Source organism: Streptomyces coacervatus, assembly GCF_029223485.1.
GTDB classification, from domain to species: Bacteria; Actinomycetota; Actinomycetes; order Streptomycetales; family Streptomycetaceae; genus Streptomyces; species Streptomyces coacervatus.
Genome location: NZ_JARHTP010000026.1, coordinates 114595 through 140063, shown reverse-complemented (window position 1 = coordinate 140063; position 25469 = coordinate 114595). Strand labels below are relative to the sequence as shown.

Here is a 25469-nt window from a genome sequence, read left to right as displayed (position 1 = left end):
CACGGATTCGGCTCGTCAGTTCGCCCCAGGCGAGCGATGATCCGCTCCAGGGCTCCCATACCCTGCACCCTCCACTACTGGATCTCCTTTGGTAGGCGCTATGGACACCCCATCCCTCTCCGGTCGATCGTGGACGACATGAGCGATCAGCCCGTTGCACCGTCGCCTGTCGTCACCTCTTCCGTACCGTCCACCGCCTGGACGAGCGCAGTTACGGATTCGCGAGGGCGTATGCCTGAGGCCGAGGATGTGCGGCGGTTCTGGCAGCGGCTCGGGCTGCCCGGGCTGGTCGACGTGCACACCCACTTCATGCCCGAGCGGGTGCTGCGCAAGGTCTGGGGCTACTTCGACTCGCTCGGGCCGCTGACCGGCGGCGTCGAATGGCCGATCACCTATCGGAAGGAGGAAGAGGAACGGGTCGCACTGATACGGGAGTTCGGCGTGCGCGGCTTCACCGCCATGCTCTATCCGCACAAGGCCGGCATGGCGCAGTGGCTCAACGACTGGGCCGTCGACTTCGCCCGCCGTACGCCCGACTGTCTGCACACCTCAACCCTCTTTCCGGAAGCGGGAGTCGAGGCGTACGTCCGGGAGGCGATCGAGGCGGGCGCACGGGTCTTCAAGGCGCATGTACAGGTGGGGGCGTACGACCCGGCGAGTGAACTCCTCGACCCCGCTTGGGGTTTGCTCGCCGAGGCCGGGGTTCCGGTGGTGATGCACTGCGGGTCGGGGCCGGCGCCCGGCAAGCACACCGGGCCCGAGCCCGTCGCGCGCGTGCTCGCCCGGCATCCGCGGCTGCGGCTGGTCGTGGCGCACATGGGGATGCCGGAGTACGAGGACTTCCTGGACCTCGCCGAGCGGTACCGGGAGGTGCGGCTGGACACGACGATGGCGTTCACGGACTTCAGCGAGCGGTTCGCGCCGTTCCCGCGGCGGGCGCTGCCACGGCTGGGCGACCTCGGCGACCGGATCCTGCTGGGCAGCGACTTTCCCAACATCCCTTATCCGTACGTCCATCAGCTGCACGCCCTGGAGCGGCTGGGGCTCGGGGAGGAGTGGCTGCGGGGCGTGTGCCATGACAACGGGGCGCGGTTGTTCGGGCTTTGAGAACGACGTCACCAACGACGTCACTCACACTCAAGATCCCCACAGGGAGTCTTTACGCCCTGATCACCATCGGCCGGTGATGATGGGCTCGACCTGCGCGGGCGCCGCTGGGCAAGAGGTTCCCAGGCGTTCCCTGAGAGGTGCCTGTGCGTTTCTTAGGGAAATCACAGGTTGTCGAAAGGGTGCTCTCAGAGGATCCAGACAGTGTGTCCACCATGACCACGACCTCGCCCCAGGGGCGCACCGAACTGCTGAGGCCGGACGGGAGCCCCGTCCGAGTGCTTGTGGTGGACGACGAGATGTCGATCACCGAGCTGCTGTCCATGGCCCTTCGCTATGAGGGATGGCAGATCCGTAGTGCAGGGGATGGCACGGGTGCCATCCAGACCGCGCGGGAGTTCCGGCCCGACGCCGTCGTGCTGGACATGATGCTGCCCGACATGGACGGGCTGGCCGTGCTGGGCCGCCTGCGCCGTGAGTTGCCCGACGTGCCGGTTCTGTTCCTGACCGCGAAGGACGCGGTCGAGGACCGGATCGCGGGCCTCACCGCCGGCGGTGACGACTACGTCACCAAGCCGTTCAGCCTGGAGGAGGTCGTGGCACGGCTGCGTGGGCTGATCCGGCGCTCCGGTGCCGCCGACCGGCGGTCGGACTCCGTGCTTGTCGTCGGCGATCTGACGCTGGACGAGGACAGCCACGAGGTCAGCCGCGCCGGGGAGGGTATCCACCTCACCGCCACCGAGTTCGAGCTGCTGCGGTTCCTGATGCGGAACCCGCGGCGCGTGCTCAGCAAGGCTCAGATACTCGACCGTGTGTGGTCGTACGACTTCGGTGGGCAGGCCAATGTGGTCGAGCTCTACATCTCCTATCTGCGCCGGAAGATCGATGCCGGTCGTGAGCCGATGATCCACACCCGGCGTGGGGCCGGTTATCTGATCAAGCCTGCCGCGTCATGAGCGGACGACGACGACCGCGTACGCAGAAGCGACGAGCGGGACAGCCGCGCACCCTGCGGGCGCGGCTCGTCGTCGCTTCTGTGGTGCTGATCGCCACCGTGTGTGCGGTGATCGGTACGGTGACGACTCTGGCGCTGCGGTCGCATCTCTACACCCAGTTGGACGGTCGGCTGGACGAGGTCTCGGCGCGCGCTTCGGGTGGTTTCGGACCACCGGGAGACGACAAGGGGAACCGCAACCTGCCCGTCGAACAGAAGGGCAGGAACACGGACCTCATTCAGTTCGTCAAAGGCCCGCAGCCCGAGGGCACGATCGCTGCGAAGGTCCAGAACGGCACCATCACCGACGCCAAGGTCGGGAAGAAGTCCACCGACACCAACAACGTTCCGCAGATGGACGCGGAGACGTTGAGCGACGCCCAGATCAAGGTGCTCAACCAGGTCGCCCAGGACAAAAAGATCCACACCGTGGAGATCCCCGGGCGGGGCACCTATCACGCCAAGTACGTCACGGGTGTCAACGGCAGCTACTACGTCGCCGTCCCGACCTCGGAAGACGACGGCACTATCAACACCCTCATCCTCGTCGAGGTAAGCGTCACCGCCGCCGGCCTCGGCGCAGCCGTAATCGCCGGCTACGTCCTCGTCGGCGTAGCCACCCGCCCCCTCCGCCGGGTCGCCGCCACCGCCACCCGGGTCTCCGAACTCCCCCTCCACACCGGCGAGGTGAACCTCAGCGAGCGTGTCGCCGAGTCCGAGACCGATCCGCATACCGAGGTCGGGCAGGTCGGGGCCGCGCTCAACCGGATGCTGGACCATGTCCATGGCGCGCTGCACTCGCGGCAGCAGAGCGAGATGCGGGTGCGGCAGTTCGTGGCCGATGCCAGTCATGAGCTCCGTACACCACTCGCGTCCATCCGCGGGTACGCCGAGCTGACCAGGCGTGGCAGAGAGCAGATCGGGCCCGACACCCGGCACGCCCTCGGTCGTATCGAGTCCGAGGCGGGCCGTATGACGCTGCTTGTCGAAGACCTCCTCCTCCTGGCCCGGCTGGATGCCGGACGTCCGCTTCAGTTCGAGCAGACCGACCTCATACCCCTGGTCGTCGACACGATCAGCGACTCCCGTGCGGCCGGTATGGATCACAACTGGCGGCTCGATCTGCCGGACGAGCCCGCGCTCGTGTCCGCGGACGCGGCACGGATCCAGCAGGTGCTGGTCAACCTGTTGGGCAACGCCCGCAAGCACACCGCCCCCGGCACGACCATCACCGCCCGCATCCAGCGCCGCGGACCGTGGATGTGTGTGGACGTCGAGGACAACGGGCAGGGGATTCCGGCGGAGCTGCTGCCGCATGTCTTCGAGCGGTTCGCCCGTGGCGACTCGTCGCGCTCCCGTGCCTCCGGGTCGACGGGCCTCGGCCTTGCCATCGTGCAGGCCGTTGCGACCGCGCACGGTGGTGCCGTGACCGTGGACAGCGTTCCTGGGCGCACGGTGTTCACCGTGCATTTGCCGGCGCTTGCCCCGGTGCTGCCCCGCCCGGCCCCCGAAACGAATTGGCAATCGCACTCACAGGCAGACCACAGTGCCACCACATGGGTGCAACAGGGCACTTGACCAGAGTCGTTGTCATGCGAACCGACTCTTCTCCCGGCACCCTGCCGGCGCGGGAGCACCTCCCGGCCGGCGACGCCGGTACGCCTGTCCTGGACGTAGTGATCCCCGTCTACAACGAGGAGAAGGACCTCCAGCCGTGTGTGCAGAGACTGCACGACCACCTCAAGCGCACGTTCCCCTACGCGTTCCGCATCACGATCGCGGACAACGCGTCGACGGACACCACCCCACAGGTGGCGGCGCGGCTGGAGGAGGAGATCCCCGAGGTCTCCAACTTCCGACTGGAGCAGAAGGGCCGGGGTCGCGCCCTGCGGACGGTGTGGTCCGCTTCGGAGGCGCCGATCCTTGCCTATATGGACGTGGACCTGTCGACCGACCTCAATGCACTGCTGCCGCTGGTGGCGCCGCTGATCTCGGGCCACTCGGACCTGGCGATCGGCTCCCGGCTGGCCCGCTCCTCCCGCGTCGTACGCGGTCCCAAGCGGGAGTTCATCAGCCGGGCGTACAACCTCATCCTGCGGGGCTCGCTGCAGGCCCGCTTCTCCGACGCGCAGTGCGGTTTCAAGGCGATCCGGCGTGATGTCGCGCAGGTGCTGCTGCCGCTGGTCGAGGACACCGGCTGGTTCTTCGACACCGAGATGCTGGTCATCGCCGAGCGCGCGGGGCTTCGTATCCACGAAGTGCCTGTCGACTGGGTCGACGACCCCGACTCGACCGTCCACATCGTGAAGACGGCGACCGAGGACCTCAAGGGGGTGTGGCGCGTGGGCAAGGCCCTGGCCACCGGGTCGCTGCCGCTGGACCGGATCACCCGGCCCTTCGGCGACGACCCGCGCGACCGCGACATCCAGGACGTACCGAAGGGGCTGGCCCGCCAGCTCGTCGGGTTCTGTGTCGTCGGCGGACTGTCGACCCTCTTCTATCTCGTCCTCTACAGCCTCTTCCGGCAGTTCGGCGGCTCCCAGGTCGCCAACGCGCTCGCCCTGCTGGTCTCCGCCGTCGCCAATACGGCGGCCAACCGGCGCCTCACCTTCGGAGTGCGCGGAAGTGGCGGCGCCGTCCGGCACCAGGCGCAGGGCCTGGTGGTCTTCGGTATCGGGCTCGCCCTGACCAGCGGTTCGCTCGCCGCCCTGAACGCGGCGACGTCCGACCCCGGGCACTCCACCGAGCTGGCGGTCCTCATCGCCGCCAACCTCGCGGCGACGGTGCTGCGCTTCCTGCTCTTCCGCGCCTGGGTCTTCCCGGACAAGAGCGACAGCGGGCAGTCCACGGTGGTGGCCTCGCACACCCCGTCCTCGCCGACCTACGCGACCTACGCCACGGCCCAGTACCCGCAGCAGGCGTACCAGCCGCAGCCCCCGCTGCCGCAGCGCCCGAACGCGCACCCGAACGTGCAGAACCAGAACCAGAACCCGTACCAGTACCAGAACCGCCAGACGACCCAGTTCCGCGCCGGTGAAGTCGCGGACCAGCGCTGGGAGGACGCCACCATGCATCTGCAGCCGGTGCGTCCGACCGACACCGATCCGAGGGACTGACGATGACCACCCACTACGACCGTCCGACCCATCAGGGGGAGGGCTACGGCCCCTCCTCCTGGGGGCCGGAGCCGACGACGGCCGTGCAGGAGCCCGTGGCTCCGTCGGCCGCCCCGGCCCCCGAGGCCGGCGAGCCCAAGCAGCCCTTTGTACGGAGACTGTGGCGCGGCCGCCCCGAGGACCCCCGCTGGGCACGCCCGGCCTTCCTCGGCCTGCTCCTCGCCACCGGCCTGCTCTACCTCTACAACCTGAGCGCCTCCGGCTACGCCAACTCCTTCTACTCGGCGGCCGTCCAGGCCGGCAGCAAGAGCTGGAAGGCGTTCTTCTTCGGCTCGCTGGACGCGGGCAACGCCATCACCGTCGACAAGCCCCCGGCCTCCCTGTGGCCGATGGAGCTGTCGGTCCGCATCTTCGGCCTCAACTCGTGGGCGATCCTCGTCCCCGAGGTCCTCATGGGCATCGCGACGGTCGCTGTCGTGTACGCATCCGTGCGCCGCCGGTTCAGCCCCGGGGCCGGTCTGATCGCGGGCGCGGTGCTCGCGCTCACTCCCGTCGCTGCGCTGATGTTCCGGTTCAACAACCCGGACGCCATGCTGGCGCTGCTGATGGCGCTCGCCTGCTACTTCGTGGTCCGCGCCATCGAGGACGGCCGTACGAAGTGGCTGGTGTGGGCCGGTGTCGCGATCGGTTTCGCGTTCCTCGGCAAGACCCTGCAGGCCTTCCTGATCCTTCCGGCGCTCGCCTTCGTGTACGCGATCTGCGCGCCGGTGTCCTTGAGGAAGCGGCTCGGTCAACTGGCCGCCGCCACGGCCGCGTTGGTGGTCTCCGGAGGCTGGTGGGTCGCGATCGTCGAGCTGTGGCCCGCCTCCTCCCGCCCGTACATCGGCGGTTCGCAGGACAACAGCTTCCTTTCGCTGACCTTCGGTTACAACGGCTTCGGCCGCCTCAGCGGCAACGAGACCGGCAGCGTCGGTGGCGGTGGCGGTGGCGGCGGCACCGGCATGTGGGGCGAGACCGGCTGGAACCGGATGTTCAGCTCCGAGGTCGGCAGCCAGATCTCGTGGCTGCTGCCGGCCGCGCTGATCCTCTTCGGCGCGGGCCTGGTGGCCACGCGCAAGTACAAGCGGACGTCCGTGACCCGCGCCTCGTTCCTGGTCTGGGGCGGCTCGCTGCTCCTCACCATGGTCGTCTTCAGCTACATGGCGGGCATCTTCCACCAGTACTACACGGTGGCCCTCGCCCCCTATCTCGCCGCCGTGATCGGCATGGGCTCCGCGCTCCTGTGGGAGAAGAGGCGCGAGATCTGGGCGTCCCTCACCCTCGCGGCCGCGGTCGTGGCGAGCGCCGCCTGGGGGTACGTCCTCCTCAACCGCACCTCGGACTATCTGCCCTGGCTGAAGTACCTGGTCCTGGTCGGCGGCCTGGTCGCCGCGCTCGGCCTGATCTTCGCCGGCCGGATCAACCGTCAGCTCGCCCTCGGGGCGGCGGCCGTGGGCCTGGCGGCCTCACTGGCCGGCCCGACCGCGTACACCATCAGCACCCTGCAGACGGGCCACACCGGCTCCATCGTCACGGCCGGTCCGGCCGGCGCGAGCATGATGGGCGGCGGCCGCGGCGGTCCCGGCGGCGGTGGCGGCATGCGGGGCGGCACGGGCGGCGGAATGCCGGGCCAGCAGAACCAGCAGGGTCAGCAGAACGGCAACGGCAACACCCAGAACGGCAACGGCTTCCCGGGCGGCGGCACCACCGGCAACGGCAACGGCGGCTTCGGCGGCGGCATGCCCGGCCAGAACGGCAACACCCAGAACCAGCAGGGCCGGCAGGGCGGCATGCCCGGCGGTCAGACGGGTGGCGACGGCGGCGGCATGGGCGGCGGCGGTGGCGTCGGCGGCCTGCTGAACGGCGCGAGCGTCAGCTCCCAGGCCAAGAAGCTGCTGGAGACCGACTCGTCCAAGTACACCTGGGTCGCGGCCGCCATCGGCGCCCAGAACGCGGCGAGCTACCAGCTCTCCACCGGCGACGCGGTGATGGCCATCGGCGGCTTCAACGGCACCGACCCGTCCCCGACGCTGGCGCAGTTCAAGAAGTACGTGGCGGACGGCAGGATCCACTACTTCATCTCGTCCGGCAGCGGCGGCGGCATGGGCGGCAGCAGCAGCGGCACGTCCTCGCAGATCACGTCGTGGGTCCAGAAGAACTTCAAGAAGGTGACGGTCGGATCGTCCACCTTCTATGACCTGACGCAGAAGGCGAGCAGCTGAGCAACTGAACAGCTGACGAGAAACTTGTTGTACACCGTATAGCTGACAGCTATACGGTGTACAACATGTCTACGTCGTCCACGTCCCAAGGCCACCCCCAACGCTGGCTGATCCTCGGTGTCATCTGTCTCGCCCAGCTCACCGTGCTGCTCGACAACACCGTTCTGAACGTGGCGATCCCCTCCCTCACAAAGGAGTTGGGTGCGGAGACCTCCGACATCCAGTGGATGATCAACGCGTACTCCCTCGTCCAGTCCGGCCTGCTGCTCAGCGCGGGCAGCGCGGCGGACCGCTACGGCCGTAAGAAGATGCTGATCGCGGGCCTGGCGCTGTTCGGCATCGGTTCGCTGGTGGCCGGACTCGCGGGCAGCACCGCCCAGTTGATCGCGGCGCGGGCGGGCATGGGCGTCGGCGGTGCACTGCTGCTGACCACCACGCTCGCCGTCGCGATGCAGATCTTCACGCCCGAGGAGCAGCCGAAGGCGATCGGTATCTGGGCCGCGGTCAACGCGCTCGGATTCGCGATCGGCCCGCTGCTCGGCGGTTTCATGCTGAACCACTTCTGGTGGGGCGCGATCTTCCTGATCAACCTGCCGGTGGTGGCGCTGGGTCTGGTGGCCGTAGTGGCCCTGGTCCCTGAGTCGAAGAACCCTCGCGGTGACCGCCCCGACCTCCTCGGCGCCCTGCTCTCCACGATAGGCATGGCCTCGCTGGTGTTCGCGATCATCTCCGGGCCGGAGCACGGGTGGACGTCGGGCCGGGTGCTGGGCACGGCGGCCGTCGCCGTACTCGTCCTCGGTGGCTTCGCGTACTGGGAGAGCCGGATCCCGTACCCCATGCTCGACCTGCACTTCTTCCGGGACCGCCGGTTCACGGGTGCCGTCACCGGAGCGGTGCTGATCACCTTCGGCATGGGAGGCGCGCTCTTCCTGCTCACCCAGCATCTGCAATTCGTGCTCGGCTACGGCCCCTTGGAGGCCGGTCTGCGGACGGCGCCGCTCGCTCTGACGGTCGTCGTGCTCAACTTCTCGGGGCTGTCGGCGAAGTGGGCGGGCAGGCTCGGTACGCCGGTGTCCATCGCGCTGGGGATGGTGCTGATGTCGGCCGGTCTCGTCTCCATCGCGCTGCTGGACTCCGGGGGTTACGCCGGGACGCTGCTGGGGCTGTTGCTGATCGGGGGCGGCTGCGCGGTCGCCAACCCGGCGATGGCGCACGCCATCATGAGCGCGATTCCTCCGGAGAAGGCGGGAGTCGGAGCCGGTCTGAACGGGACGTTGGCCGAGTTCGGGAACGGGTTGGGGGTTGCCGTGCTCGGAGCGGTGCTGAGCTCTCGCGTGCCGAGGGTTGGACTGGCCGCGGGGCTGGAGGCGGGGCAGTTGGTGGGGGCCTGTGCCGTGCTGCTGGGTGGGTTGCTGGCGGCGGCGTTGCTGCGTAGGGCGGAGCGGGCAGACTCGGAGGTGGTGGTCGCCTAGGAGCTCGGGTGGCGGGGTAAGCGTGCGGCTGCAGGCCGTGTGTGGTTGATCGCGCAGTTCCCCGCGCCCCTTAAGGGGCGCTTAGCATGACCGGCGGTCGAAAAGTGAGGAAGGTGCGCCAATGGTGAGGGCAGCCGAGCGTGCGGCGCGGACCAGTGTGTGGCTGGAGGGCAAGGTCCGCCGGGGCGGTCGCGGCGGTCAGCCGTCGGGTCTCGACCGTGACCGGATCACCGAGGTGACCGTCCGCCTCCTGGATGCGGAGGGGCTGGCCAAGTTCTCCATGCGGCGGCTGGCCGCCGAGCTGAACGTCACCGCGATGTCCGTCTACTGGTACGTCGACACCAAGGACGACCTCCTGGAACTCGCCCTGGACGCGGCCTTCGGCGAGATCGGCCTGCCGGACCCGGACCCGGACGCCGACGAGGACTGGCGCGACCAGCTGCGCGCGCTGGCCAGGGAATACCGCTCCCTGCTGGTCCGCCATCCCTGGCTGTCCCCGCTGGCCGGCACCTTCCTCAACATCGGCCCGAACAACCTGGCCTTCGCCCGCGTCGTACAACGCGTCGTCCGACGCACCGGCCTGCCCACGCACGGCCTGGCGGCCGCCATCTCCTCGGTCTTCCAGTTCGTGTACGGCTTCGGCACGATCGAGGGCCAATTCAACGCCCGCAGCGCCGACTTCGGCATGACCGCGGACGAGTACTTCAAGCACGCCATGACCGCGGTGACACAGGACCCGCAGGCCGCCGAGGTCGTCAAGGAGAACGAGGACATCATGGCGGCCCGCGGCGGCGACACGGTGCACGAGATGTGGGAGCGGGACTTCGACTTCGCCCTGGATCTGCTGGTGGCGGGCATCGAGGCGATGGTCGACCGCGGCTGACTACTCCCCGGAGATCAGCCGTGCCGGGAAGCCGCCGGTGGCCACCGGCCCCCACTTCTCGGGCGTGACCCGGATGATCGACTTCCCCTGCTTCAGCATCGCCCCCCGGTACTCGTCCCAGTCCGGGTGCTCACCCGCGATGTTCCGGTAGTACTCCACCAGCGGCTCCACGGACTCCGGCGAGTCGATGACCTCCGCCGTGCCGTCCACCTGCACCCATGGCCCGTTCCACTCGTCGCTCAGCACGACGAGGGCGACCCGCTCGTCCCGCTTGGCGTTGCGGGTCTTGGCCCGTTCGGGGTAGGTGGAGACCACGATCCGCCCCGAGTCGTCGACCCCGCAGGTCAGCGGCGAGGCCTGCGGGCTGCCGTCGGCCCTGCGCGTGAGCAGGATGGCGCGATGGCGCGGTCGTACGAAGTCCAGCAGCTCGTCGAGGGAGACGCGGGTGTTGGTCGCGATGTTCGGTGCCATGCCGTCAGCCTAGGCGTACGACGGCCACCGAGCCTGTCCCTGCCGTGCCTACGCCCAAGGCCGTGCTCAGGTTCACGCCTGCGGCAGCGACTCCCCCTGTACCGCCTGGATGTCCAGCTCCACCTTCAGCGTCGTACCGATGGCGGCGATGCCGGCCTGGAGCACCTGGTTGTAGTTCATGGCGAAGTCCTCGCGACGGAGTTCCGCCGTCGCCCGGAACGCGGCCCGCGTCCCGCCCCACGGGTCCGCGCCCGTCCCCAGGTAGGCCAGGTCCAGATCCACCGGCCGTACGACGCCGTGCAGCGTCAGCTCCCCGTGCACCGTCCAGCGGTCCGCGCCCGCCGCCGTGAGACCGGTGGACCGATAGGTGATCTCCGGGTACTTCTCGACGTCCAGGAAGTCGGGCGAGCGCAGATGGTCGTCCCGCATGCCGTTGCCCGTGTCGATGGACGCGGCCCGGATGACCGCCTCCACCCGCGACTTCGCCACCTCGTCCGGGGCGATCTCGACGCGCCCGGCGAACTCCGTGAACCGCCCGTGCACGCTGGAGATCCCCAGGTGCTGGGCGACCGCGCCCACCGAGGAGTGCGCGGGGTCGATGGTCCACGGCCCGGGCGGCGGCAGCTCCGTGCCGCCCTGCCGGGCCAGCGTCACCGTCCCGACCTCGGCCCGTCCGCTCGCGGTGACGAGCGCGGTGGAGGCGACGGGCGCGTACCCGACGGCCGTGACGATGACGGTGTACGGCCCCGCGGCGAGCTCGGTGGCGTCCCGTACGGCGCCCTCGGCGTCCGTCTCGGCGCGCAGCACCTGAGTGCCGGTCATGTCGGTCACCGTGACGACCGCGTGCGACACGGCCCATCCGTCCCGCGTACGGATCTTCGCGGTCAGTCCCATCCCGTTTCTCCCTGCAGAACTACTGGTCGTAAATGACCGTAAATGGTCTTTGCTTGCCTAAAAAGAACCGGCCCGTGGCATCGGTCCGCGCACCTCCGCTCAGAGCGCGCACGCCGTCCGCCACGGGCCGGGGTCTTCGAACTACTCGCCCGGGTGGGCCAGTTCGATGTCGTGGTCGTCGACGCCGCGGCCGTTCACCGTCAGTGCGGTCGCCACCGGCGGGTAGCCCGTCGCGATGACCGTGTAGTCGCCGCCGTTCAGGTCGGTGAAGGCGTACGCACCGTCCGTGCCGGTGGTGGCGGTGCCGACCACGTTGCCCGCCGCGTCGACCAGGGTGACCCGTGCGTCGGCCAGCGGCCCGTGCGGGGCGCGTACGACGCCCTGGAGCTCGGCGCCCGAGTCGAGGTCGATCTCGATCCGGGTGACCCCGGCGCCGCCCACCTCGACGGGCAGGGCGCGCGGCCGGTACCCGGCGGCGTTCACCGCGACGGTCACGGCACCCGGCACCAGCTCCGCGAAGGAGAACTCGCCCTGCTCACCGGTGGCGGCGGTGGCCAGCAGATCCCCGCGCACATCGGTCACGATGACCATGGCGTCCTTGACGGGCAGCGTGGTCTCGGTGGCCCGCACCACTCCGGTCAGCCCGCTGGTGCCGCTGAGCAGGATGTCGTACGAGACCGGCTCACCGTTCACCACGACGGTGGACGCCTGCGGCTGGAACCCGTCGGCGGCGGCGATCAGGACGTAACTGCCCACGCTCGGCGCCTCGACGGCGTAGGAGCCGTCGGCCTGCGCGACCGACCGGCCCAGCTGCCGTCCCGCCAGCGAGATCAGCGTGACGGCGGCCTGCGGCACGGGCGCGCTCTCGTTGCCGCGGACGAAGCCGCGTACCGGGATGCCGCCGGAACCGGCCGACTCCTCGGGCCGGGCGATGGTCGCCACGGCGGCGAGCCTCTGCGTGCCGTCGACGGCGGCCTCGGTGTCGGAGGACGCGGCCCAGCTCGGGACGTGCTCGGCAGCGGGAGCAGCGTGAGCGGCGGGAGCCTCCACGGCCGCCGGAGCAGCCTCAGGCTCGGCCGGCGTCTCGTCCCCGGCAGCGGCCTGCGCCAGCGCGCCCTTGGTCTTCAGCGGGACCTCCTTGATGAACAGGGTGATGAGGAAGGCGATGGCCGCCAGGCCACCCGCGATGAGGAAGACATCGGCGATGCCGTGGCCGTAGGAGCTCTCCATGAGGGTGCGCAGCGGCGCCGGGAGCTTGTCCATGTCCGGGATGCTGTCGGTCGAGGAGTTCGAACCGGCCAGCGCGGCCTGGTACTTGGGGTCGAGGGCGGCGATGCCGTCCTTGACGTAGTGCGTGATCCGGTGGGACATCACCGCGCCCAGCGCGGACACGCCGACCGCACCGCCGAGGGAGCGGAAGAAGGTGACCGTGGAGCTGGCGGAGCCGAGGTCGCTCGCGTCGACCTGGTTCTGCGTGCTCAGCACCAGGTTCTGCATCATCATGCCGATGCCGAGACCCAGCAGGGCCATGAAGATCGACATCTTCCAGTACGCCGTGTCGTAGCGGATGGTTCCCAGCAGGCCGAGGCCGGCCGTCACCAGCACACCACCGCCGACCAGCCACGCCTTCCAGCGCCCGGTGCGGGTGATGAACTGACCCGAGACGGTCGAGGAGATGAACAGACCGCCGATCATCGGGATCGTCATCACGCCGGACATCGTCGGGGACTTGTCGCGGGCCAGCTGGAAGTACTGGCTGAAGAAGACCGTGCCGGTGAACATCGCGACACCGACGAACAGCGAGGCCAGCGAAGCGAGCGTGATGGTGCGGTTCTTGAACAGCCGCAGCGGGATGATCGGCTCGTTCGCCTTGGACTCCACGAGCACGAAGATCAGACCGAGGACGATCGAACCACCGACCATCGCGTACGTCTGCCACGAGATCCAGTCGTACTTGTCACCGGCGAAGGTGACCCAGACCAGCAGCAGCGAGACCGCGGCGGCGATGAAGAACGCGCCGGCCCAGTCGACCTTCACATCCCGCTTCACGACCGGCAGGTGCAGCGTCTTCTGCAGCACGATCAGCGCGAGGACGGCGAAGGGGACACCGACGTAGAAGCACCAGCGCCAGCCGAGCCAGCTGGTGTCGGTGATGACACCGCCGAGCAGCGGGCCGCCGACGGTGGCGACGGCGAAGGTCGCGCCGAGGTAGCCGGAGTAACGGCCGCGCTCGCGCGGCGAGATCATCGCGGCCATCACGATCTGGGCGAGGGCGGACAGACCGCCGACACCGATGCCCTGCACGACACGGCAGGCGATGAGCATGCCGGCGTTCTGGGACAGACCCGCGGCCGCGGACCCCAGCACATAGATGACCAGGGCTATCTGGACGAGTGCCTTCTTGCTGTAGAGGTCGGCCAGCTTGCCCCACAGGGGCGTGGCCGCGGTCATCGACAGCAGGGCGGCGGTGACGACCCAGGTGTAGGCGGACTGGCCGCCGCCGAGGTCGCTGATGATGTGCGGCAGGGCGTTGGTGACGATCGTGGACGACAGGATCGCCACGAACATGCCGAGCAGCAGACCGGAGATCGCCTCCATGATCTGCCGGTGCGTCATCGGGGCGTACTCGGCGGAGCCTCCCCCGTGCTTGGCATGAGCCCGCACACCGGCTGGTGTGGTCGTTGCCATGGGCTTCCTTCTCTTAAGTGCTTGCGGGTGTACGGGTGGTTTGTTCGAGTTCGAGTTCGCGTGCGGGGGGCGGGAGCCGGGGCGGTACGGCGCGGCAGTCGTCGAAGCTGGCCCGCAGGCGCTCCATGAGCCGGCTGAGCTGGGCGACCTCCTCGTCGCTCCAGTCGGCGAGTCGCTCGGCCAGCAGCTGGGTGGTCCGCTCGGACAGCGCCTCCAGCCGGGCCAGGCCCGTGGGCGTGAGGTGCAGGATCCGGGACCGCTTGTCCGCCGGGTCGGGGGACCGGTCGATCCAGCCGCGTTCGGCGAGGTGGGTGACATGGCGGCTGGTGACCGACATGTCCACGGAGAGCAGCTCCGCGAGCTTGCTCATGCGCATGTCGCCGTAGCGTCCGAGCAGGGTCAGCACCGCGGCGCTGCCGCTCGGGCAGTCGGACGGCAGGATCCGTCCCAGCTCCCGCTTCACGGCTCCGAAGGCGCTGAACTGACGGATCAGCTCCTCGTACTGCGCCCGCTCGGCCATCACACCTCCCGCATTCGTTGCTTGGGGCAACCATAGAAGTTGTTGGTTGCTGCAGGCAAACAAAATGACCCGGGTGCGGGACAAAAACTTGGCAAAGGCAAGTATTGCGCATGTAAATGCGCAGGTGAGAGCGGTTGCGGTTGCGCACAGCCCCCCACTTGGGCCACAACCACTGATTCGCTAGGGTCTCGGGCTATGGCTAACCCCCAGGGCCCCCAGGGCAACCACGACCCCGCAGGCAACACCCAGATGTTCCGTGCGTTCGTCGACGAGGGCCCGCAGGGCCGCCGTCAGCAGCAGGCGCCCGCGTCGGCCGGTCCGCGCATCGGCCTGATCGTCGGCATCGTCGTGGCCGTGGCGGTCGTGGCGGCCGTCGCCTGGCTCGCGCTGAAGTAGAAGCGAATCGCCGCTTCAGGCGAATCGCTACTTCCACTGGACGGCGACGTCCCGCGTCTCGATGTGCATGCCGAGCGGCACGCGCCACTCGTCGACGCACACCGTCCAGGTCTTCTTCTTCCGTGCGCCGGCCCCGATCGGCGCCGGAAGCGCGGCGGTCGACTCGACCGTCCCCCAGTCGATGCCGAGCGCACCGATGATGTGCGTCCCGAAGGCCACCGTGCCGGAACGCACCGCCGTGCCCCCGGAGTTGGCGAAGACGAGGGTCACGTCCTCGCACCATCGCTTGTCCGTGGCCTTGCGGGTGGGGTCGCTCCAGGTCAGGGCCGCGGGGCCGACAGGTGTCGTACGACTTGCAGTCGGTGTCGGAGACGGTGAACCGGGTGTCGTACGACCGGACTTGGCGCCGTCGGCCGAAGGGGCGGCCGGACCGGCGCTCGCGCCCGCCCCCGCCTCGGGGCCGCTCACCGCATTGCCGCTCCCCGCGGAGGAGCCGCCGTTCTCCGGGCCGCCGTCCAGCGGTACCAGGGTCACCCCGCCCGTGGGCGCCGCTGCCGTACCCGACGTCTGAGGCGCACCGCCCACCGAGCCGGTGGCGACGTATCCCTCACGCCCGTCGCCCCCGCAGGCAGCCAGTGCGGCGCCCAGACAGACGACGGCCGCCGACGCACCGATCAGGGTGCCTCGACGGCCACGTGTCCATGTCGTCCGAAGCATCGCGCCATGGTGGCTGACGCTCCGTCAAATAGGAACCCTCAGACGACTCCTGAGGAGGATCAGTCGGAGATGAGCCCCTCCCGCAGCTGCGCCAGCGTCCGGGTCAGCAGCCGGGAGACGTGCATCTGGGAGATGCCGACCTCCTCGCCGATCTGCGACTGGGTCATGTTGGCGAAGAAGCGGAGCATGATGATCTGCCGCTCGCGGGGCGGGAGTTTGGCCAGCAGCGGCTTGAGGGACTCGCGGTACTCGACGCCCTCCAGGGCGGTGTCCTCGTAGCCGAGGCGGTCCGCGAGGGAGCCCTCGCCGCCGTCGTCCTCGGGGGCCGGGGAGTCCAGCGAGGAGGCCGTGTACGCGTTGCCGACCGCGAGGCCGTCGACCACGTCCTCCTCGGAGACGCCGAGCACGGCGGCGAGTTCGGGGACGGTCGGGGAGCGGTCCAGCTTCTGGGAGAGCTCGTCGCTGGCCTTGGTGAGGGCCAGACGCAGCTCCTGCAGCCGGCGCGGGACGCGCACCGACCACGAGGTGTCGCGGAAGAACCGCTTGATCTCGCCGACCACCGTCGGCATCGCGAACGTCGGGAACTCCACGCCCCGTTCGCAGTCGAAGCGGTCGATCGCCTTGATCAGGCCGATGGTGCCGACCTGGACGATGTCCTCCATCGGCTCGTTGCGCGAGCGGAAGCGGGCGGCCGCGTAGCGCACCAGCGGGAGGTTGAGTTCGATGAGGGTGTCCCGGACGTACGCGCGCTCGGGGCTGTTCTCGTCGAGTGCGGCGAGCCGCAGGAAAAGGGAGCGGGACAGGGTGCGGGTGTCGATGGCGGTGTCGATGGTCTCCGGGGCGGGGAGAGCCGGGGCCTCGGGGGCCTCCAGCACCGGAGCTTCGTCGAGCACGGCGTCGGCGGGCGCGGATTCGCTCTTCGTGAGCGTGAGCACCTTGGAGCTGCCCTGGACTGCGGACATGCCACCCCCTCTGGGTCGCGGGACGGTCGCGGCCGATGCTCCCCTGGTGAGGAGTTCAGCCTTCACCTGAATACCGGAGCCGAAGCCACGGCAAACGCGCTTGGGGAAGAATGTCACATGTCGGCAACACGCTGTAGTGACATGTCGACATGCGAGATGTGAATCAGCCCTGGAAAAAGGGGGTCTGAGCGTTTTTCGGCGCAGAACCGTCGGGAACAGCCCTGGTGAGCGATTCGCTCTTGCCGGTTACGCCTCGATCCTGTTTGCGGATCGCAGTCGCTGGAAGCTACGCGCGAGTAGCCGTGAGACATGCATCTGGGAGACGCCGAGTTCCGCACTGATCTGCGACTGCGTGAGGTTGCTGTAGTAGCGCAGCAGCAGGATTCTCTGTTCCCGTTCCGGGAGTTGTACGAGGAGATGGCGGACGAGGTCGCGGTGCTCGACGCCGTCCAGGGCCGGGTCCTCGTAACCGAGCCGGTCGAGGAGCCCGGGCAGTCCGTCGCCCTCCTGGGCGGCCTCCAGGGAGGTCGCGTGGTACGACCGGCCGGCCTCGATGCAGGAGAGCACCTCCTCCTCGGTGATGCGCAGCCGTTCGGCGATCTCGGAGGTGGTCGGGGTGCGCCCGAAGGACGTCGTCAGGTCCTCGGTCGCGCTGTTGACCTGCACCCACAGCTCGTGCAGACGGCGCGGGACATGGACCGTGCGGACGTTGTCGCGGAAGTACCGCTTGATCTCGCCCACGACGGTCGGCATCGCGAAGGTCGGGAACTGCACGCCCCGGTCCGGGTCGAAGCGGTCGATCGCGTTGATGAGCCCGATGGTGCCGACCTGGATCACGTCCTCCATCGGCTCGTTGCGGGAGCGGAAGCGGGCGGCTGCGTAGCGCACCAGCGGGAGGTTGGCCTCGATCAGTGCCCCGCGCACCCGGTTGTGCTCCGGTGTGCCGGGCCCGAGCCCCTTGAGTTCGCCGAAGAGCACCTGTGTGAGCGCCCTGGTGTCGGCGCCGCGGCTGCGCGGCGGTACGGCCTCCGGTGGGGCCGGTGGGGCCGGAGGGGCTTCCAGGGGCGGTGCTTGAGGCGCAGTACTGGCCGGCACGGTCAACTCCACCTCGCAATCGGTCAACGCGGTCGACGCAGCCAACACGGCCCACGCGTTCAATGCATTCGGCAAAAGCGGTCATAGCATCACAAGAGATGTGCACTGTGTGCAAGCACCGCATAACGCCGTGTTGAGGGCAAGTTGGGGTTTAAGACCCATTGAACGCATAAGGGCCCTGCGCCTTTTCGGCGCAGGGCCCCGGCGGGGTCCGGCTCAGTACTCGTAGTCGGCGATCACCCAGGTGGAGAACTCCTTCCACAGCGTCACGCCCGCCTGGTGCTCCGGGTGCTCGACGTAGCGCCGCAGCGCGGCCGTGTCGTCGAAGCCGGAGTTGATGGCGAAGTCGTACGCGATGGGGCGGTCGCTGAGGTTCCAGCCCAGCTCCCAGAAGCGGATCTCGGGGATCTTCCCGTCCAGCGACCGGAAGGCATCGACGCCCTCCAGGACGCGCGGGTCGTCCCGCTCGACGCCCTCGTCGAGCTTGAAGAGGACGAGATGGCGGATCATGTGCGCTCCCAGCCGGGTCTACGGGTCTAGTGGGCGCCGTTGGCGAGCCAGGTGAAGAAGTCGCCTATGGCCTTGGCGGCGTCCGAGATGCCCTCGAACCCTATCTGGACGTAGTCGGCCGCCTTGGCCGGGTCTGTGACGATCACGTACAGCGCGAAGACCACGAGCACATAGACGGCGATCTTCTTGGCATTCACCGCCATCGCGGCCTCCCGAGTCACTTTTGCCCAACGACGGCACATGATCGCACGAAGGGCCCCGTCTTTCGACGAGGCCCTTCTCAAAGCGGTAGCGGAGGGATTTGAACCCTCGGTGACTTGCGCCACACTCGCTTTCGAGGCGAGCTCCTTCGGCCGCTCGGACACGCTACCGAGGGAGACCTTACAGCACGCCGGGTGGTGCTCTGAAATCGGTATTCGGGGGTCGGTATCCAGCGTGTTCAGCGGGAACGGAAGAAGTCGGTGAGGATGCGCGCGCACTCCTCGGCGAGTACGCCCTCGACGACCTCGGGGCGGTGGTTGAGCCTCCGGTCGCGGACGACGTCCCAGAGGGAGCCGGCCGCGCCGGCCTTCTCGTCGCGGGCGCCGTAGACGACTCGGTCCACGCGGGACTGCACGATCGCGCCCGCGCACATCGTGCAGGGCTCCAGCGTGACGACGAGCGTGCAGCCGGTCAGCCGCCACTCCCCGAGGGCGGCCGCGGCCCGGCGGATCGCGAGGACCTCGGCGTGCGCCGTCGGATCGCCGGTGGCCTCGCGCTCGTTGTGCCCGGCCGCGAGCACCGTCGTACCGTCCGGGGCCAGGACGACGGCGCCGACCGGGACGTCCCCGCCCCGGCCGGCCCGTCCGGCCTCGTCCAGGGCGAGCCGCATCGCGGCCCGCCAGCGGTCGCGTACCGGGTCGGGGGTGCCTCCTGCGGTCGCTGCAGCGGTCAGCGGACGGTCTCCAGGACCTCCGAGGCGCCCAGGGCCTCGGCGATCGTGTTCAGGGCGTCCTCGTCCAAGCTGCGCAGCTCCTTGGCGCTGACACCGAGGTCGTCGAGGATCTCGGCGTCGCCGACGGGGCTGTGCGGCACGGACTCGGCGGACGAGCCGTCCTCGTCGCCGTCGTCCTCGTCCTCACCGTCCTCCGTGCCGTCGAGGTCGAGGGAGTCCAGGTCGGCGTCGTCGTCGCCGGGCTCCCTTCCGAGCAGTTCGTCGGTGAGCAGGATCTCGCCGTAACTGCTGCGGGCAGCGGCGGCGGCGTCCGAGACATAGATACGAGGGTCGTCCTCGCCGTCGATACGGACGACGCCGAACCACGTTTCTTCCTGCTCGATCAGTACGAGAACCGTGTCGTCCTCGGGCGAGGCCTCCCGGGCGAGATCGGCCAGGTCCGACAGGGTCTCCACATCGTCGAGCTCTGTGTCGCTCGCTTCCCACCCGTCTTCGGTGCGCGCGAGCAGTGCGGCGAAGTACACCGTGACTCTCCCACTGGTCTTAGGCGTGCCGGTTGGAGGTCCCCCCGGCGGAGTCCTGGGCGGGGAGAGCGTGCTCCGAGCCCCACCCACTCGGAATCGTGGCAGAAACAAGGCGTTCAGGGGACGTCTTCGGCACCCTGTGTCCGCCGGTTTTGATCGACCACGAGCGGGATCGTACGCGGCGATCGGCGTCTGCATGCAACGGGTCGCCCTTACGCGCGTCCCGAGTCGGGCCGTAGCTACCAGCGGAAGGTGCGCATGCGCATGGCGTGGCGCAGCCGGGCGGTCTTGGCGCGCCGGGGCTGGACACGGTCCCTCAGCTCACGGGCTTCGGCGAGATCACGCAGGAACTGGGCCCTGCGGCGCCGGCGCTCGGCGTCGGTCTCGGCCGACGGCGAGTCCTCGCGGGCTTCGCGCTCAGGCAGGTCAGGCATAGGCACACCACCCCCCGGTCCGTTCCTCCCACTTTCCCTCTGATGGGCGGTTTGATGCCAGCGCAACGGTCTCGGGGGCGCGGTTACTGTTAGGGCATGCGTCTCCACGTCGTCGACCACCCTCTGGTCGCCCACAAGCTCACCACCCTGCGCGACCAGCGCACCGACTCCGCGACCTTCCGCCGTCTGGCCGACGAGCTGGTCACCCTGCTCGCCTACGAGGCCACCCGCGACGTGCGCACCGAGGCCGTCGACATCCTGACCCCGGTCTCTCCCACCACCGGCGTCAAGCTCTCCCACCCGCGCCCCCTGGTGGTGCCGATCCTGCGGGCCGGCCTGGGCATGCTGGACGGCATGGTCCGGCTGCTGCCGACCGCCGAGGTGGGCTTCCTGGGCATGGTCCGCAACGAGGAGACGCTGCAGGCTTCCACGTACGCCTCCCGTATGCCCGAGGACCTCTCCGGCCGCCAGGTGTACGTCCTCGACCCGATGCTGGCCACCGGCGGCACGCTGGTCGCGGCGATCCAGGAGCTGATCAAGCGCGGTGCGGATGATGTGACTGCCGTCGTGCTTCTGGCTGCCCCGGAGGGCGTTGAGGTCATGGAGCGGGAGTTGGCGGGTACGCCGGTGACCGTGGTGACGGCGGCCGTCGATGAGCGGCTGAACGAGCACGGGTACATCGTGCCGGGGCTGGGGGATGCGGGGGATCGCCTTTACGGCGCAGCCGAATAGGGGCGCGGGGCTGTGTCGATTTGCGGCTCCGCCGCGTGGGCGCGACCAGCCACAACGGACCCGCAGTCGCACTACAACCGCACCCCTAAGGCGCGAAGGCGCACTCAGCAGCTCTTCGTTGAAGACGTGGGCGTCGGCTGAGGGTTGGCCAGCGCGGCCAGTGCCCTGTCGGCGTCCGGCTTCTTCGTCAGGTCCTTGAACGCATCGCCGAGGATCAGGTCCACAGCCGCACCCTCACGAGCCGCCCCGGGCTGGCCCTGCTGGCCCGGCTCGCCCTGCTGCTGATCACCGCCGCGTTCGCCGTACGACTGCGCAAACGCGACGCATGGCCGCGTCCGCTCCTCGCCGCCGGTACCGCCCTGGCCGTCGCCCTCGCGCTCACCTGGGCCGTCTCCGAGCATGCCTCGGCGGGTATCCAGGTGCCCCTGGCGATGCTGTCCTCCGTGCTGCACCTGCTGGCCATGGCGGTCTGGCTGGGCGGCCTCACGGCCCTGCTGGTCCTGCTGCAGCGCACGGACCTCCCTGCGGCCGCCGTGGCCCGTTTCTCGCGGATCGCCTTCGCCTCCGTGGCCGTCCTGGTCGGCACCGGCGTCTACCAGTCCTGGCGGGGCCTGGGCTCCTGGAGCGCGCTGACGGGGACGACGTACGGGCGCCTGTTGCTCGTCAAGCTGGCCGCGGTGGTGCTGCTGCTGACGGCGGCGGGCCTCTCCCGGCGCTGGACGGCACGGCTGGTGACGGCGGACGCGGAGACGGCCGTACGGGAACGGGTGCCCGAGCCGGTGGGCGGGCCGCCCGCGAGCGTCGCGGAGGAACCCGCAGTCCCGACCGCCGGAGGCACGAGCCGCCGCAATCTGCGCCGCAGTGTGCTCGCCGAAGTCGCCGTCGGGGTCGTGGTGCTGGTGATCACGACCGTGCTCAGCAGCACGCTGCCGGGGCGCGCCGCGGCCGAGGCGGCGCAGGCGCCGGTGACGGCCGGCGGGCTGCCCGCCGCGTCGGTCACGACGATCCCGTTCGAGGTCGGCCGTGCGCGCGGCAAGGTGCAGATCACCCTCGACCCGGGCCGGGTCGGCGACAACACCGTGCAGGCGGTGGTCTTCGGGCCGGACGGCGGCATCGTCACCGTTCCGGAGCTACGGCTCTCCCTCACCCTGCCCGCGCAGAGGATCGGCCCGCTCGACGCGAAACTCACCGATCAGGGCGGCTACTGGGGCACGGATTCGGTCACGCTGCCCATCGCCGGGACCTGGACCATGAAGGCCACGATCAGGACCTCCGAGATCGACCAGGTCAGTGTGACGAAGTCGGTCCGCATCTCCGCCTAGCGGAGGAGCGAAACCGGCATTTACTGTCATCTTCGGGCACTTGCGTTCGATCATTCGGACGAAAATGATCACGAACGTATCGGTCACGTTTCCACAAAGGTCCCCGTCGGCTCTTGACGCATGACCGGACATAGGGCTGATATAAGCGCCACGATGTTCGGTCGAGTTGATTTATGGTCGGTTTCGACTTTTTTTCGACGTGGCGTAGTTGTGGCCGAACCCCTGCCCTCAGGAGCCGTACATGGACCTCTCCCCCTCGGGTCTCTCTCTCCCCTCCCCCAGCCGCCGCAGTCTGCTGCGCGGCGCGGGTGGCGCAGCCCTGCTCGCGGGTGCGGGGATACCCCTGCTGTCCGCCTGTGGCGGCAGCGGTACCGCGTCCGACCCGAAGACCGTGAGCCTCGGCTCCAACGCCTCGGACGCGGTGCCGAAGAAGGCGTTCGCCGAGATCTACGCGGCCTACAAGAAGCAGTCCGGGATCACGGTCGACGTGAACACCAAGGACCACAACACGTTCCAGGAGCAGATCAACTCGTATCTGCAGGGCACGCCGGACGACGTGTTCAACTGGTTCGCCGGCTACCGCATGCAGTTCTTCGCGGCCAAGGGTCTCGCCTCGCCGATCGACGACGTGTGGGCGAAGATCGGGGACAACTTCCCCGACGCGATGAAGAAGCTGAGCAAGGGCGCGGACGGCAAGTACTACTTCGTGCCGCTGTACACGTACCCGTGGGCGATCTTCTACCGCAAGAGCGTGTTCCAGCAGCACGGCTACCAAGTCCCCACCACCTGGGACCAGTTGGTCGCCCTCTGCAAGCAGATGAAGAAGGACGGCCTGGTCCCGATCGCCTTCGGCGACAAGGACGCCTGGCCTGCGATGGGCACCTTCGACCAGATCAACTTCCGTCTCAACGGCTACGACTTCCACGTCGAGCTGATGGGCGGCAAGGCCTCCTGGACCGACGCCAAGGTCAAGGCCGTCTTCGACCACTGGTCCGAGCTGCTGCCGTACCACCAGGACGGCTTCATGGGCCGCACCTGGCAGGACGCCGCTCAGACCCTGGTGTCGAAGAAGGCCGGCATGTACCTGCTGGGCTCCTTCGTGGCGCAGCAGTTCACCAACAAGGCCGACCTCGACGACCTCGACTTCTTCGCCTTCCCGGAGATCAACTCCGCGTACGGGCAGGACACGGTCGAGGCGCCCACCGACGGTTTCATGGTCTCCAAGGCTCCGAAGAACAAGGCGGGTGTCACCAAGCTCCTGGAGTTCCTGGGCACCCCGGCGGCCGAGGCCATCTACCTCAAGGCCGACTCCAGTGTGGTGGCCGCCTCCAGCAAGGCCGACACCTCGTCGTACACCCCGCTGCAGAAGAAGGCGTACGACATGATCTCGGGCGCCAAGTCCCTGACCCAGTTCATGGACCGCGACTCCCGGCCGGACTTCACCTCGACGGTGATGCAGCCCGGTCTGCAGAAGTTCCTCCAGAACCCCAAGGGCGTCGACAGTCTGCTGTCCTCGATCGAGCGCCAGAAGAAGACGATCTTCGCGTCCTCATGAGCTCCGAGACCCCCACGAAGACCCCGGAGGCGGCCGCCGTGCCGCCTCCGGGGCCCGCGCCTGTCAAGAAGCGGGTCCCGCAGGGCCACAAGCGCCTGCTGACCCGCCGTGACCGCATCACGCTCGGCTTCATGGCCGGCGTGCCCACGGTCCTGCATGTGGCCCTTGTCTGGGTCACCGCCCTCGCCTCGATCGCCCTGGCCTTCACCAGCTGGGACGGCATCGGCTTCGACTCCATCAAGTGGGTGGGGCTGGACAACTTCAAGCAGTTGTTCACCGACAACCCGCAGTTCTGGCCCGCGGTCGAGCACAACATCATCTGGTTCGTCGTGCTCATCCTGATCCCGACGCCGATGGGCCTGTTCCTGGCCGTCCAGCTGGACAAGAAGATCCGCTTCAGCCGCGTCTACCAGACCGCGTTCTTCCTCCCGGTCGTGGTCTCGCTGGCGGTGACCGGCTTCGTCTGGCAGCTCGTCTACAACCCCGACACGGGCCTGATCAACAGCCTGATCGGGGCCAACAAGCCGGGCCACTACATCGACTGGATCGGCGACCCGCACCTCAACCTGTGGGCGGTTCTGATCGCCGCGTCCTGGCGGCACACCGGCTACATGATGATCCTGTACCTGGCCGGCCTGAAGGGCGTCGACCCGTCCCTGCGCGAGGCCTCCTCGCTGGACGGTGCGAACGAGTGGCAGACGTTCAAGAACGTCATCTTCCCCACTCTGCGCCCCACCAACACGGTCGTCCTGGTGGTCACCATCATCGAGGCGCTGCGCGCCTTCGACCTGGTCTTCGTCTTCAACAAGGGCGCCCAGGGCACCGAGCTGCTGTCGATCCTGATCACCAACAACATCATCGGTGAGTCCAGCCGGATCGGTTACGGCTCCGCGATCGCCGTCGTCCTGCTGGTCATCTCCCTCGCGGTCATCATCCCGTACCTGATCGCGACCTTCCGGAAGGAGCGGCGCGCATGAGCACCAACGCCGCGGCGCTCGGCAAGCAGCGCACTCCCGTCCGCCCCGCCCGGATCCTGCTGCACACCTTCCTGGTGGTCACCGCGCTGGCCTGGCTCGCCCCGCTGCTGTGGGCGGTGTTCGCGGCCCTGCGCCCGTACTCGGAGACCAGCACCAAGGGATACGTGTCCTGGCCGGACAAGCTGAGCCTCGACAACTTCAAGAACGCGTTCGAGCAGTCGGACATGCTGCACTACTTCGGCAACACGCTGATCATCGCGGTCCCGGCCGTGCTGATCACGCTGCTGCTGTCGTCGATGGTCGCGTTCTACGTCAGCCGCTTCGACTTCCGGCTCAACATCTTCCTGCTGCTGGTCTTCACGGCCGGCAACCTCCTGCCGCAGCAGGTCATCATCACCCCGCTGTACCGCCTGTACCTGCTGATCGACCTGCCCGGCATCACGGTGAGCGGCAAGCTGTACGACTCCGCGCTCGGGCTCGTGTTGATCCATGTGGCGTTCCAGTCGGGCTTCTGCGCCTTCGTGCTGAGCAACTACATGCGGATGCTGCCGCACGAGCTGACCGAGGCCGCCCTCGTCGACGGCGCCTCGGTGTGGCGGATGTACTGGCAGATCGTGCTGCCGCTGTGCAAGCCCGCGATGGCCGCCCTGGCGACGTTGTTGTCCATCTGGATCTACAACGACTTCTTCTGGGCGATCGTGCTGATCTCCACCGGCGAGAACATGCCGATCACCTCGGCCCTGAACAACCTCTCCGGCCAGTACTTCACCGACCCCAACCTGATCGCCGCGGGCGCCCTGCTCACCGCGATCCCGACCCTGATCGTGTACTTCGTGCTGCAGCGGCAGTTCGTCAGCGGCCTGACTCTCGGCGCCAACAAGGGGTGACATCACCCCCGTTTTGAA

At 68.7% G+C, this 25469-nt stretch carries 24 protein-coding genes, 1 tRNA gene and 1 pseudogene; 13 read left to right on the top strand and 13 right to left on the bottom strand.

Translation table 11 applies throughout. The features are described from left to right. Nucleotides 1-231 precede the first annotated feature (231 nt). The 7 genes from P2Q00_RS44565 (at nt 232) to P2Q00_RS44535 (ending at nt 9833) form a co-directional block, all read left to right on the top strand. Nucleotides 232-1107 carry an amidohydrolase family protein gene (locus tag P2Q00_RS44565; RefSeq protein WP_275780505.1) on the top strand — a complete coding sequence of 292 codons (876 nt, stop codon included), beginning with the start codon at nt 232-234 and terminating at the stop codon, nt 1105-1107. Between the two features lie 215 nt (nt 1108-1322). Further along, nucleotides 1323-2063 carry a response regulator transcription factor gene (locus P2Q00_RS44560; RefSeq protein WP_275780504.1) on the top strand — a complete coding sequence of 247 codons (741 nt, stop codon included), beginning with the start codon at nt 1323-1325 and terminating at the stop codon, nt 2061-2063. Continuing rightward, nucleotides 2060-3679: a sensor histidine kinase gene (locus P2Q00_RS44555; protein WP_275780503.1), complete on the top strand. Its 1620-nt coding sequence runs from the start codon at nt 2060-2062 to the stop codon at nt 3677-3679. Before P2Q00_RS44560 ends, P2Q00_RS44555 begins: the two co-directional genes overlap by 4 nt. A 14-nt stretch (nt 3680-3693) precedes the next feature. Continuing rightward, the gene (locus tag P2Q00_RS44550; RefSeq protein ID WP_275780502.1) at nt 3694-5217 is read left to right on the top strand and encodes a bifunctional glycosyltransferase family 2/GtrA family protein; all 1524 of its coding nucleotides are present in this window, start codon (nt 3694-3696) and stop codon (nt 5215-5217) included. A 2-nt stretch (nt 5218-5219) separates the two neighbouring features. Next, entirely contained in the window at nt 5220-7478 is a 2259-nt protein-coding gene (locus P2Q00_RS44545; protein WP_275780501.1) for a glycosyltransferase family 39 protein, read from the top strand. A 65-nt stretch (nt 7479-7543) separates the two neighbouring features. Further along, nucleotides 7544-8950, top strand: a complete 1407-nt coding sequence (locus tag P2Q00_RS44540; protein ID WP_275780500.1) for an MFS transporter — start codon at nt 7544-7546, stop codon at nt 8948-8950. Between the two features lie 121 nt (nt 8951-9071). Continuing rightward, the gene (locus tag P2Q00_RS44535; RefSeq protein WP_275780499.1) at nt 9072-9833 is read left to right on the top strand and encodes a TetR/AcrR family transcriptional regulator; all 762 of its coding nucleotides are present in this window, start codon (nt 9072-9074) and stop codon (nt 9831-9833) included. Here P2Q00_RS44535 and P2Q00_RS44530 read toward each other — a convergent pair whose 3' ends face one another. From P2Q00_RS44530 to P2Q00_RS44515, 4 genes are all read right to left on the bottom strand, one after another. Next, nucleotides 9834-10304 carry a PPOX class F420-dependent oxidoreductase gene (locus P2Q00_RS44530; RefSeq protein WP_275780498.1) on the bottom strand — a complete coding sequence of 157 codons (471 nt, stop codon included), beginning with the start codon at nt 10302-10304 and terminating at the stop codon, nt 9834-9836. A gap of 72 nt (nt 10305-10376) precedes the next feature. Next, a complete protein-coding gene (locus P2Q00_RS44525) occupies nt 10377-11198 on the bottom strand; it encodes a YceI family protein (protein WP_275780497.1) in 822 nt (273 codons plus the stop codon). A gap of 141 nt (nt 11199-11339) precedes the next feature. Beyond that, nucleotides 11340-13814: an MFS transporter gene (locus P2Q00_RS44520; RefSeq protein WP_486389016.1), complete on the bottom strand. Its 2475-nt coding sequence runs from the start codon at nt 13812-13814 to the stop codon at nt 11340-11342. An 85-nt stretch (nt 13815-13899) separates the two neighbouring features. Next, nucleotides 13900-14406, bottom strand: a complete 507-nt coding sequence (locus tag P2Q00_RS44515; RefSeq protein ID WP_275780495.1) for a MarR family winged helix-turn-helix transcriptional regulator — start codon at nt 14404-14406, stop codon at nt 13900-13902. Between the two features lie 195 nt (nt 14407-14601). On the opposite strand from P2Q00_RS44515, the gene P2Q00_RS44510 reads away from it, so the two are divergent. Beyond that, the gene (locus P2Q00_RS44510) at nt 14602-14802 is read left to right on the top strand and encodes a hypothetical protein (RefSeq protein ID WP_275780494.1); all 201 of its coding nucleotides are present in this window, start codon (nt 14602-14604) and stop codon (nt 14800-14802) included. Between the two features lie 27 nt (nt 14803-14829). Here the strand turns inward: P2Q00_RS44510 and P2Q00_RS44505 are convergent, their stop codons facing one another. From P2Q00_RS44505 to P2Q00_RS44465, 9 genes are all read right to left on the bottom strand, one after another. Next, a complete protein-coding gene (locus P2Q00_RS44505) occupies nt 14830-15519 on the bottom strand; it encodes a hypothetical protein (RefSeq protein WP_275780493.1) in 690 nt (229 codons plus the stop codon). Nucleotides 15520-15578: 59 nt separating this feature from the next. Beyond that, the gene (locus P2Q00_RS44500; protein WP_275780492.1) at nt 15579-16481 is read right to left on the bottom strand and encodes an RNA polymerase sigma factor SigF; all 903 of its coding nucleotides are present in this window, start codon (nt 16479-16481) and stop codon (nt 15579-15581) included. A 246-nt stretch (nt 16482-16727) separates the two neighbouring features. Next, the gene (locus P2Q00_RS44495) at nt 16728-17576 is read right to left on the bottom strand and encodes an RNA polymerase sigma factor SigF (protein WP_275780491.1); all 849 of its coding nucleotides are present in this window, start codon (nt 17574-17576) and stop codon (nt 16728-16730) included. Nucleotides 17577-17792: 216 nt separating this feature from the next. Further along, nucleotides 17793-18086 carry a Dabb family protein gene (locus P2Q00_RS44490; protein WP_275780490.1) on the bottom strand — a complete coding sequence of 98 codons (294 nt, stop codon included), beginning with the start codon at nt 18084-18086 and terminating at the stop codon, nt 17793-17795. A 26-nt stretch (nt 18087-18112) separates the two neighbouring features. Further along, nucleotides 18113-18289 carry a hypothetical protein gene (locus P2Q00_RS44485; RefSeq protein WP_185124107.1) on the bottom strand — a complete coding sequence of 59 codons (177 nt, stop codon included), beginning with the start codon at nt 18287-18289 and terminating at the stop codon, nt 18113-18115. A gap of 83 nt (nt 18290-18372) precedes the next feature. Beyond that, a tRNA-Ser gene (locus P2Q00_RS44480) sits at nt 18373-18457 on the bottom strand. Nucleotides 18458-18525: 68 nt separating this feature from the next. Continuing rightward, entirely contained in the window at nt 18526-18957 is a 432-nt protein-coding gene (gene tadA / locus P2Q00_RS44475) for a tRNA adenosine(34) deaminase TadA (protein WP_275780489.1), read from the bottom strand. A gap of 59 nt (nt 18958-19016) precedes the next feature. Beyond that, nucleotides 19017-19544, bottom strand: a complete 528-nt coding sequence (locus P2Q00_RS44470; RefSeq protein ID WP_275780488.1) for a tRNA adenosine deaminase-associated protein — start codon at nt 19542-19544, stop codon at nt 19017-19019. 239 nt (nt 19545-19783) lie between these two features. Then, the gene (locus tag P2Q00_RS44465; protein ID WP_181922396.1) at nt 19784-19978 is read right to left on the bottom strand and encodes a hypothetical protein; all 195 of its coding nucleotides are present in this window, start codon (nt 19976-19978) and stop codon (nt 19784-19786) included. A 96-nt stretch (nt 19979-20074) separates the two neighbouring features. Here P2Q00_RS44465 and upp point away from each other — a divergent pair, with 96 nt between their 5' ends. The 5 genes and pseudogenes from upp (at nt 20075) to P2Q00_RS44435 (ending at nt 25451) form a co-directional block, all read left to right on the top strand. Then, nucleotides 20075-20710, top strand: coding sequence for a uracil phosphoribosyltransferase (gene upp / locus P2Q00_RS44460; RefSeq protein ID WP_275780487.1), 636 nt, complete (start codon nt 20075-20077; stop codon nt 20708-20710). A 227-nt stretch (nt 20711-20937) separates the two neighbouring features. Further along, a pseudogene (locus tag P2Q00_RS44450) lies at nt 20938-22032 on the top strand (CopD family protein); the annotation flags it as partial. A 241-nt stretch (nt 22033-22273) separates the two neighbouring features. Further along, nucleotides 22274-23587, top strand: coding sequence for an ABC transporter substrate-binding protein (locus P2Q00_RS44445; RefSeq protein WP_275780486.1), 1314 nt, complete (start codon nt 22274-22276; stop codon nt 23585-23587). Then, the gene (locus P2Q00_RS44440; RefSeq protein WP_275780484.1) at nt 23584-24564 is read left to right on the top strand and encodes a carbohydrate ABC transporter permease; all 981 of its coding nucleotides are present in this window, start codon (nt 23584-23586) and stop codon (nt 24562-24564) included. The genes P2Q00_RS44445 and P2Q00_RS44440 overlap by 4 nt, the downstream gene beginning before the upstream one ends. Next, on the top strand, nt 24561-25451 hold the full coding sequence (locus P2Q00_RS44435; RefSeq protein ID WP_275780483.1) for a carbohydrate ABC transporter permease: 891 nt from the start codon (nt 24561-24563) through the stop codon (nt 25449-25451). The genes P2Q00_RS44440 and P2Q00_RS44435 overlap by 4 nt, the downstream gene beginning before the upstream one ends. Nucleotides 25452-25469 lie beyond the last annotated feature (18 nt).

Bases quoted from the DNA above. Each gene is read 5' to 3' on its own strand.
- P2Q00_RS44525 (WP_275780497.1), bottom strand. From the start codon at position 11,198: ATGGGACTGACCGCGAAGATCCGTACGCGGGACGGATGGGCCGTGTCG.
- P2Q00_RS44560 (WP_275780504.1), top strand. From the start codon at position 1,323: ATGACCACGACCTCGCCCCAGGGGCGCACCGAACTGCTGAGGCCGGAC.
- P2Q00_RS44550 (WP_275780502.1), top strand. From the start codon at position 3,694: ATGCGAACCGACTCTTCTCCCGGCACCCTGCCGGCGCGGGAGCACCTC.
- P2Q00_RS44540 (WP_275780500.1), top strand. From the start codon at position 7,544: ATGTCTACGTCGTCCACGTCCCAAGGCCACCCCCAACGCTGGCTGATC.
- P2Q00_RS44500 (WP_275780492.1), bottom strand. From the start codon at position 16,481: ATGTCCGCAGTCCAGGGCAGCTCCAAGGTGCTCACGCTCACGAAGAGC.
- P2Q00_RS44435 (WP_275780483.1), top strand. From the start codon at position 24,561: ATGAGCACCAACGCCGCGGCGCTCGGCAAGCAGCGCACTCCCGTCCGC.
- P2Q00_RS44510 (WP_275780494.1), top strand. From the start codon at position 14,602: ATGGCTAACCCCCAGGGCCCCCAGGGCAACCACGACCCCGCAGGCAAC.
- P2Q00_RS44555 (WP_275780503.1), top strand. From the start codon at position 2,060: ATGAGCGGACGACGACGACCGCGTACGCAGAAGCGACGAGCGGGACAG.
- P2Q00_RS44440 (WP_275780484.1), top strand. From the start codon at position 23,584: ATGAGCTCCGAGACCCCCACGAAGACCCCGGAGGCGGCCGCCGTGCCG.
- tadA (WP_275780489.1), bottom strand. From the start codon at position 18,957: ATGCGGCTCGCCCTGGACGAGGCCGGACGGGCCGGCCGGGGCGGGGAC.
- P2Q00_RS44565 (WP_275780505.1), top strand. From the start codon at position 232: ATGCCTGAGGCCGAGGATGTGCGGCGGTTCTGGCAGCGGCTCGGGCTG.
- P2Q00_RS44465 (WP_181922396.1), bottom strand. From the start codon at position 19,978: ATGCCTGACCTGCCTGAGCGCGAAGCCCGCGAGGACTCGCCGTCGGCC.
- upp (WP_275780487.1), top strand. From the start codon at position 20,075: ATGCGTCTCCACGTCGTCGACCACCCTCTGGTCGCCCACAAGCTCACC.
- P2Q00_RS44505 (WP_275780493.1), bottom strand. From the start codon at position 15,519: ATGCTTCGGACGACATGGACACGTGGCCGTCGAGGCACCCTGATCGGT.
- P2Q00_RS44545 (WP_275780501.1), top strand. From the start codon at position 5,220: ATGACCACCCACTACGACCGTCCGACCCATCAGGGGGAGGGCTACGGC.
- P2Q00_RS44515 (WP_275780495.1), bottom strand. From the start codon at position 14,406: ATGGCCGAGCGGGCGCAGTACGAGGAGCTGATCCGTCAGTTCAGCGCC.
- P2Q00_RS44445 (WP_275780486.1), top strand. From the start codon at position 22,274: ATGGACCTCTCCCCCTCGGGTCTCTCTCTCCCCTCCCCCAGCCGCCGC.
- P2Q00_RS44490 (WP_275780490.1), bottom strand. From the start codon at position 18,086: ATGATCCGCCATCTCGTCCTCTTCAAGCTCGACGAGGGCGTCGAGCGG.
- P2Q00_RS44520 (WP_486389016.1), bottom strand. From the start codon at position 13,814: ATGACGCACCGGCAGATCATGGAGGCGATCTCCGGTCTGCTGCTCGGC.
- P2Q00_RS44485 (WP_185124107.1), bottom strand. From the start codon at position 18,289: ATGGCGGTGAATGCCAAGAAGATCGCCGTCTATGTGCTCGTGGTCTTC.
- P2Q00_RS44535 (WP_275780499.1), top strand. From the start codon at position 9,072: ATGGTGAGGGCAGCCGAGCGTGCGGCGCGGACCAGTGTGTGGCTGGAG.
- P2Q00_RS44530 (WP_275780498.1), bottom strand. From the start codon at position 10,304: ATGGCACCGAACATCGCGACCAACACCCGCGTCTCCCTCGACGAGCTG.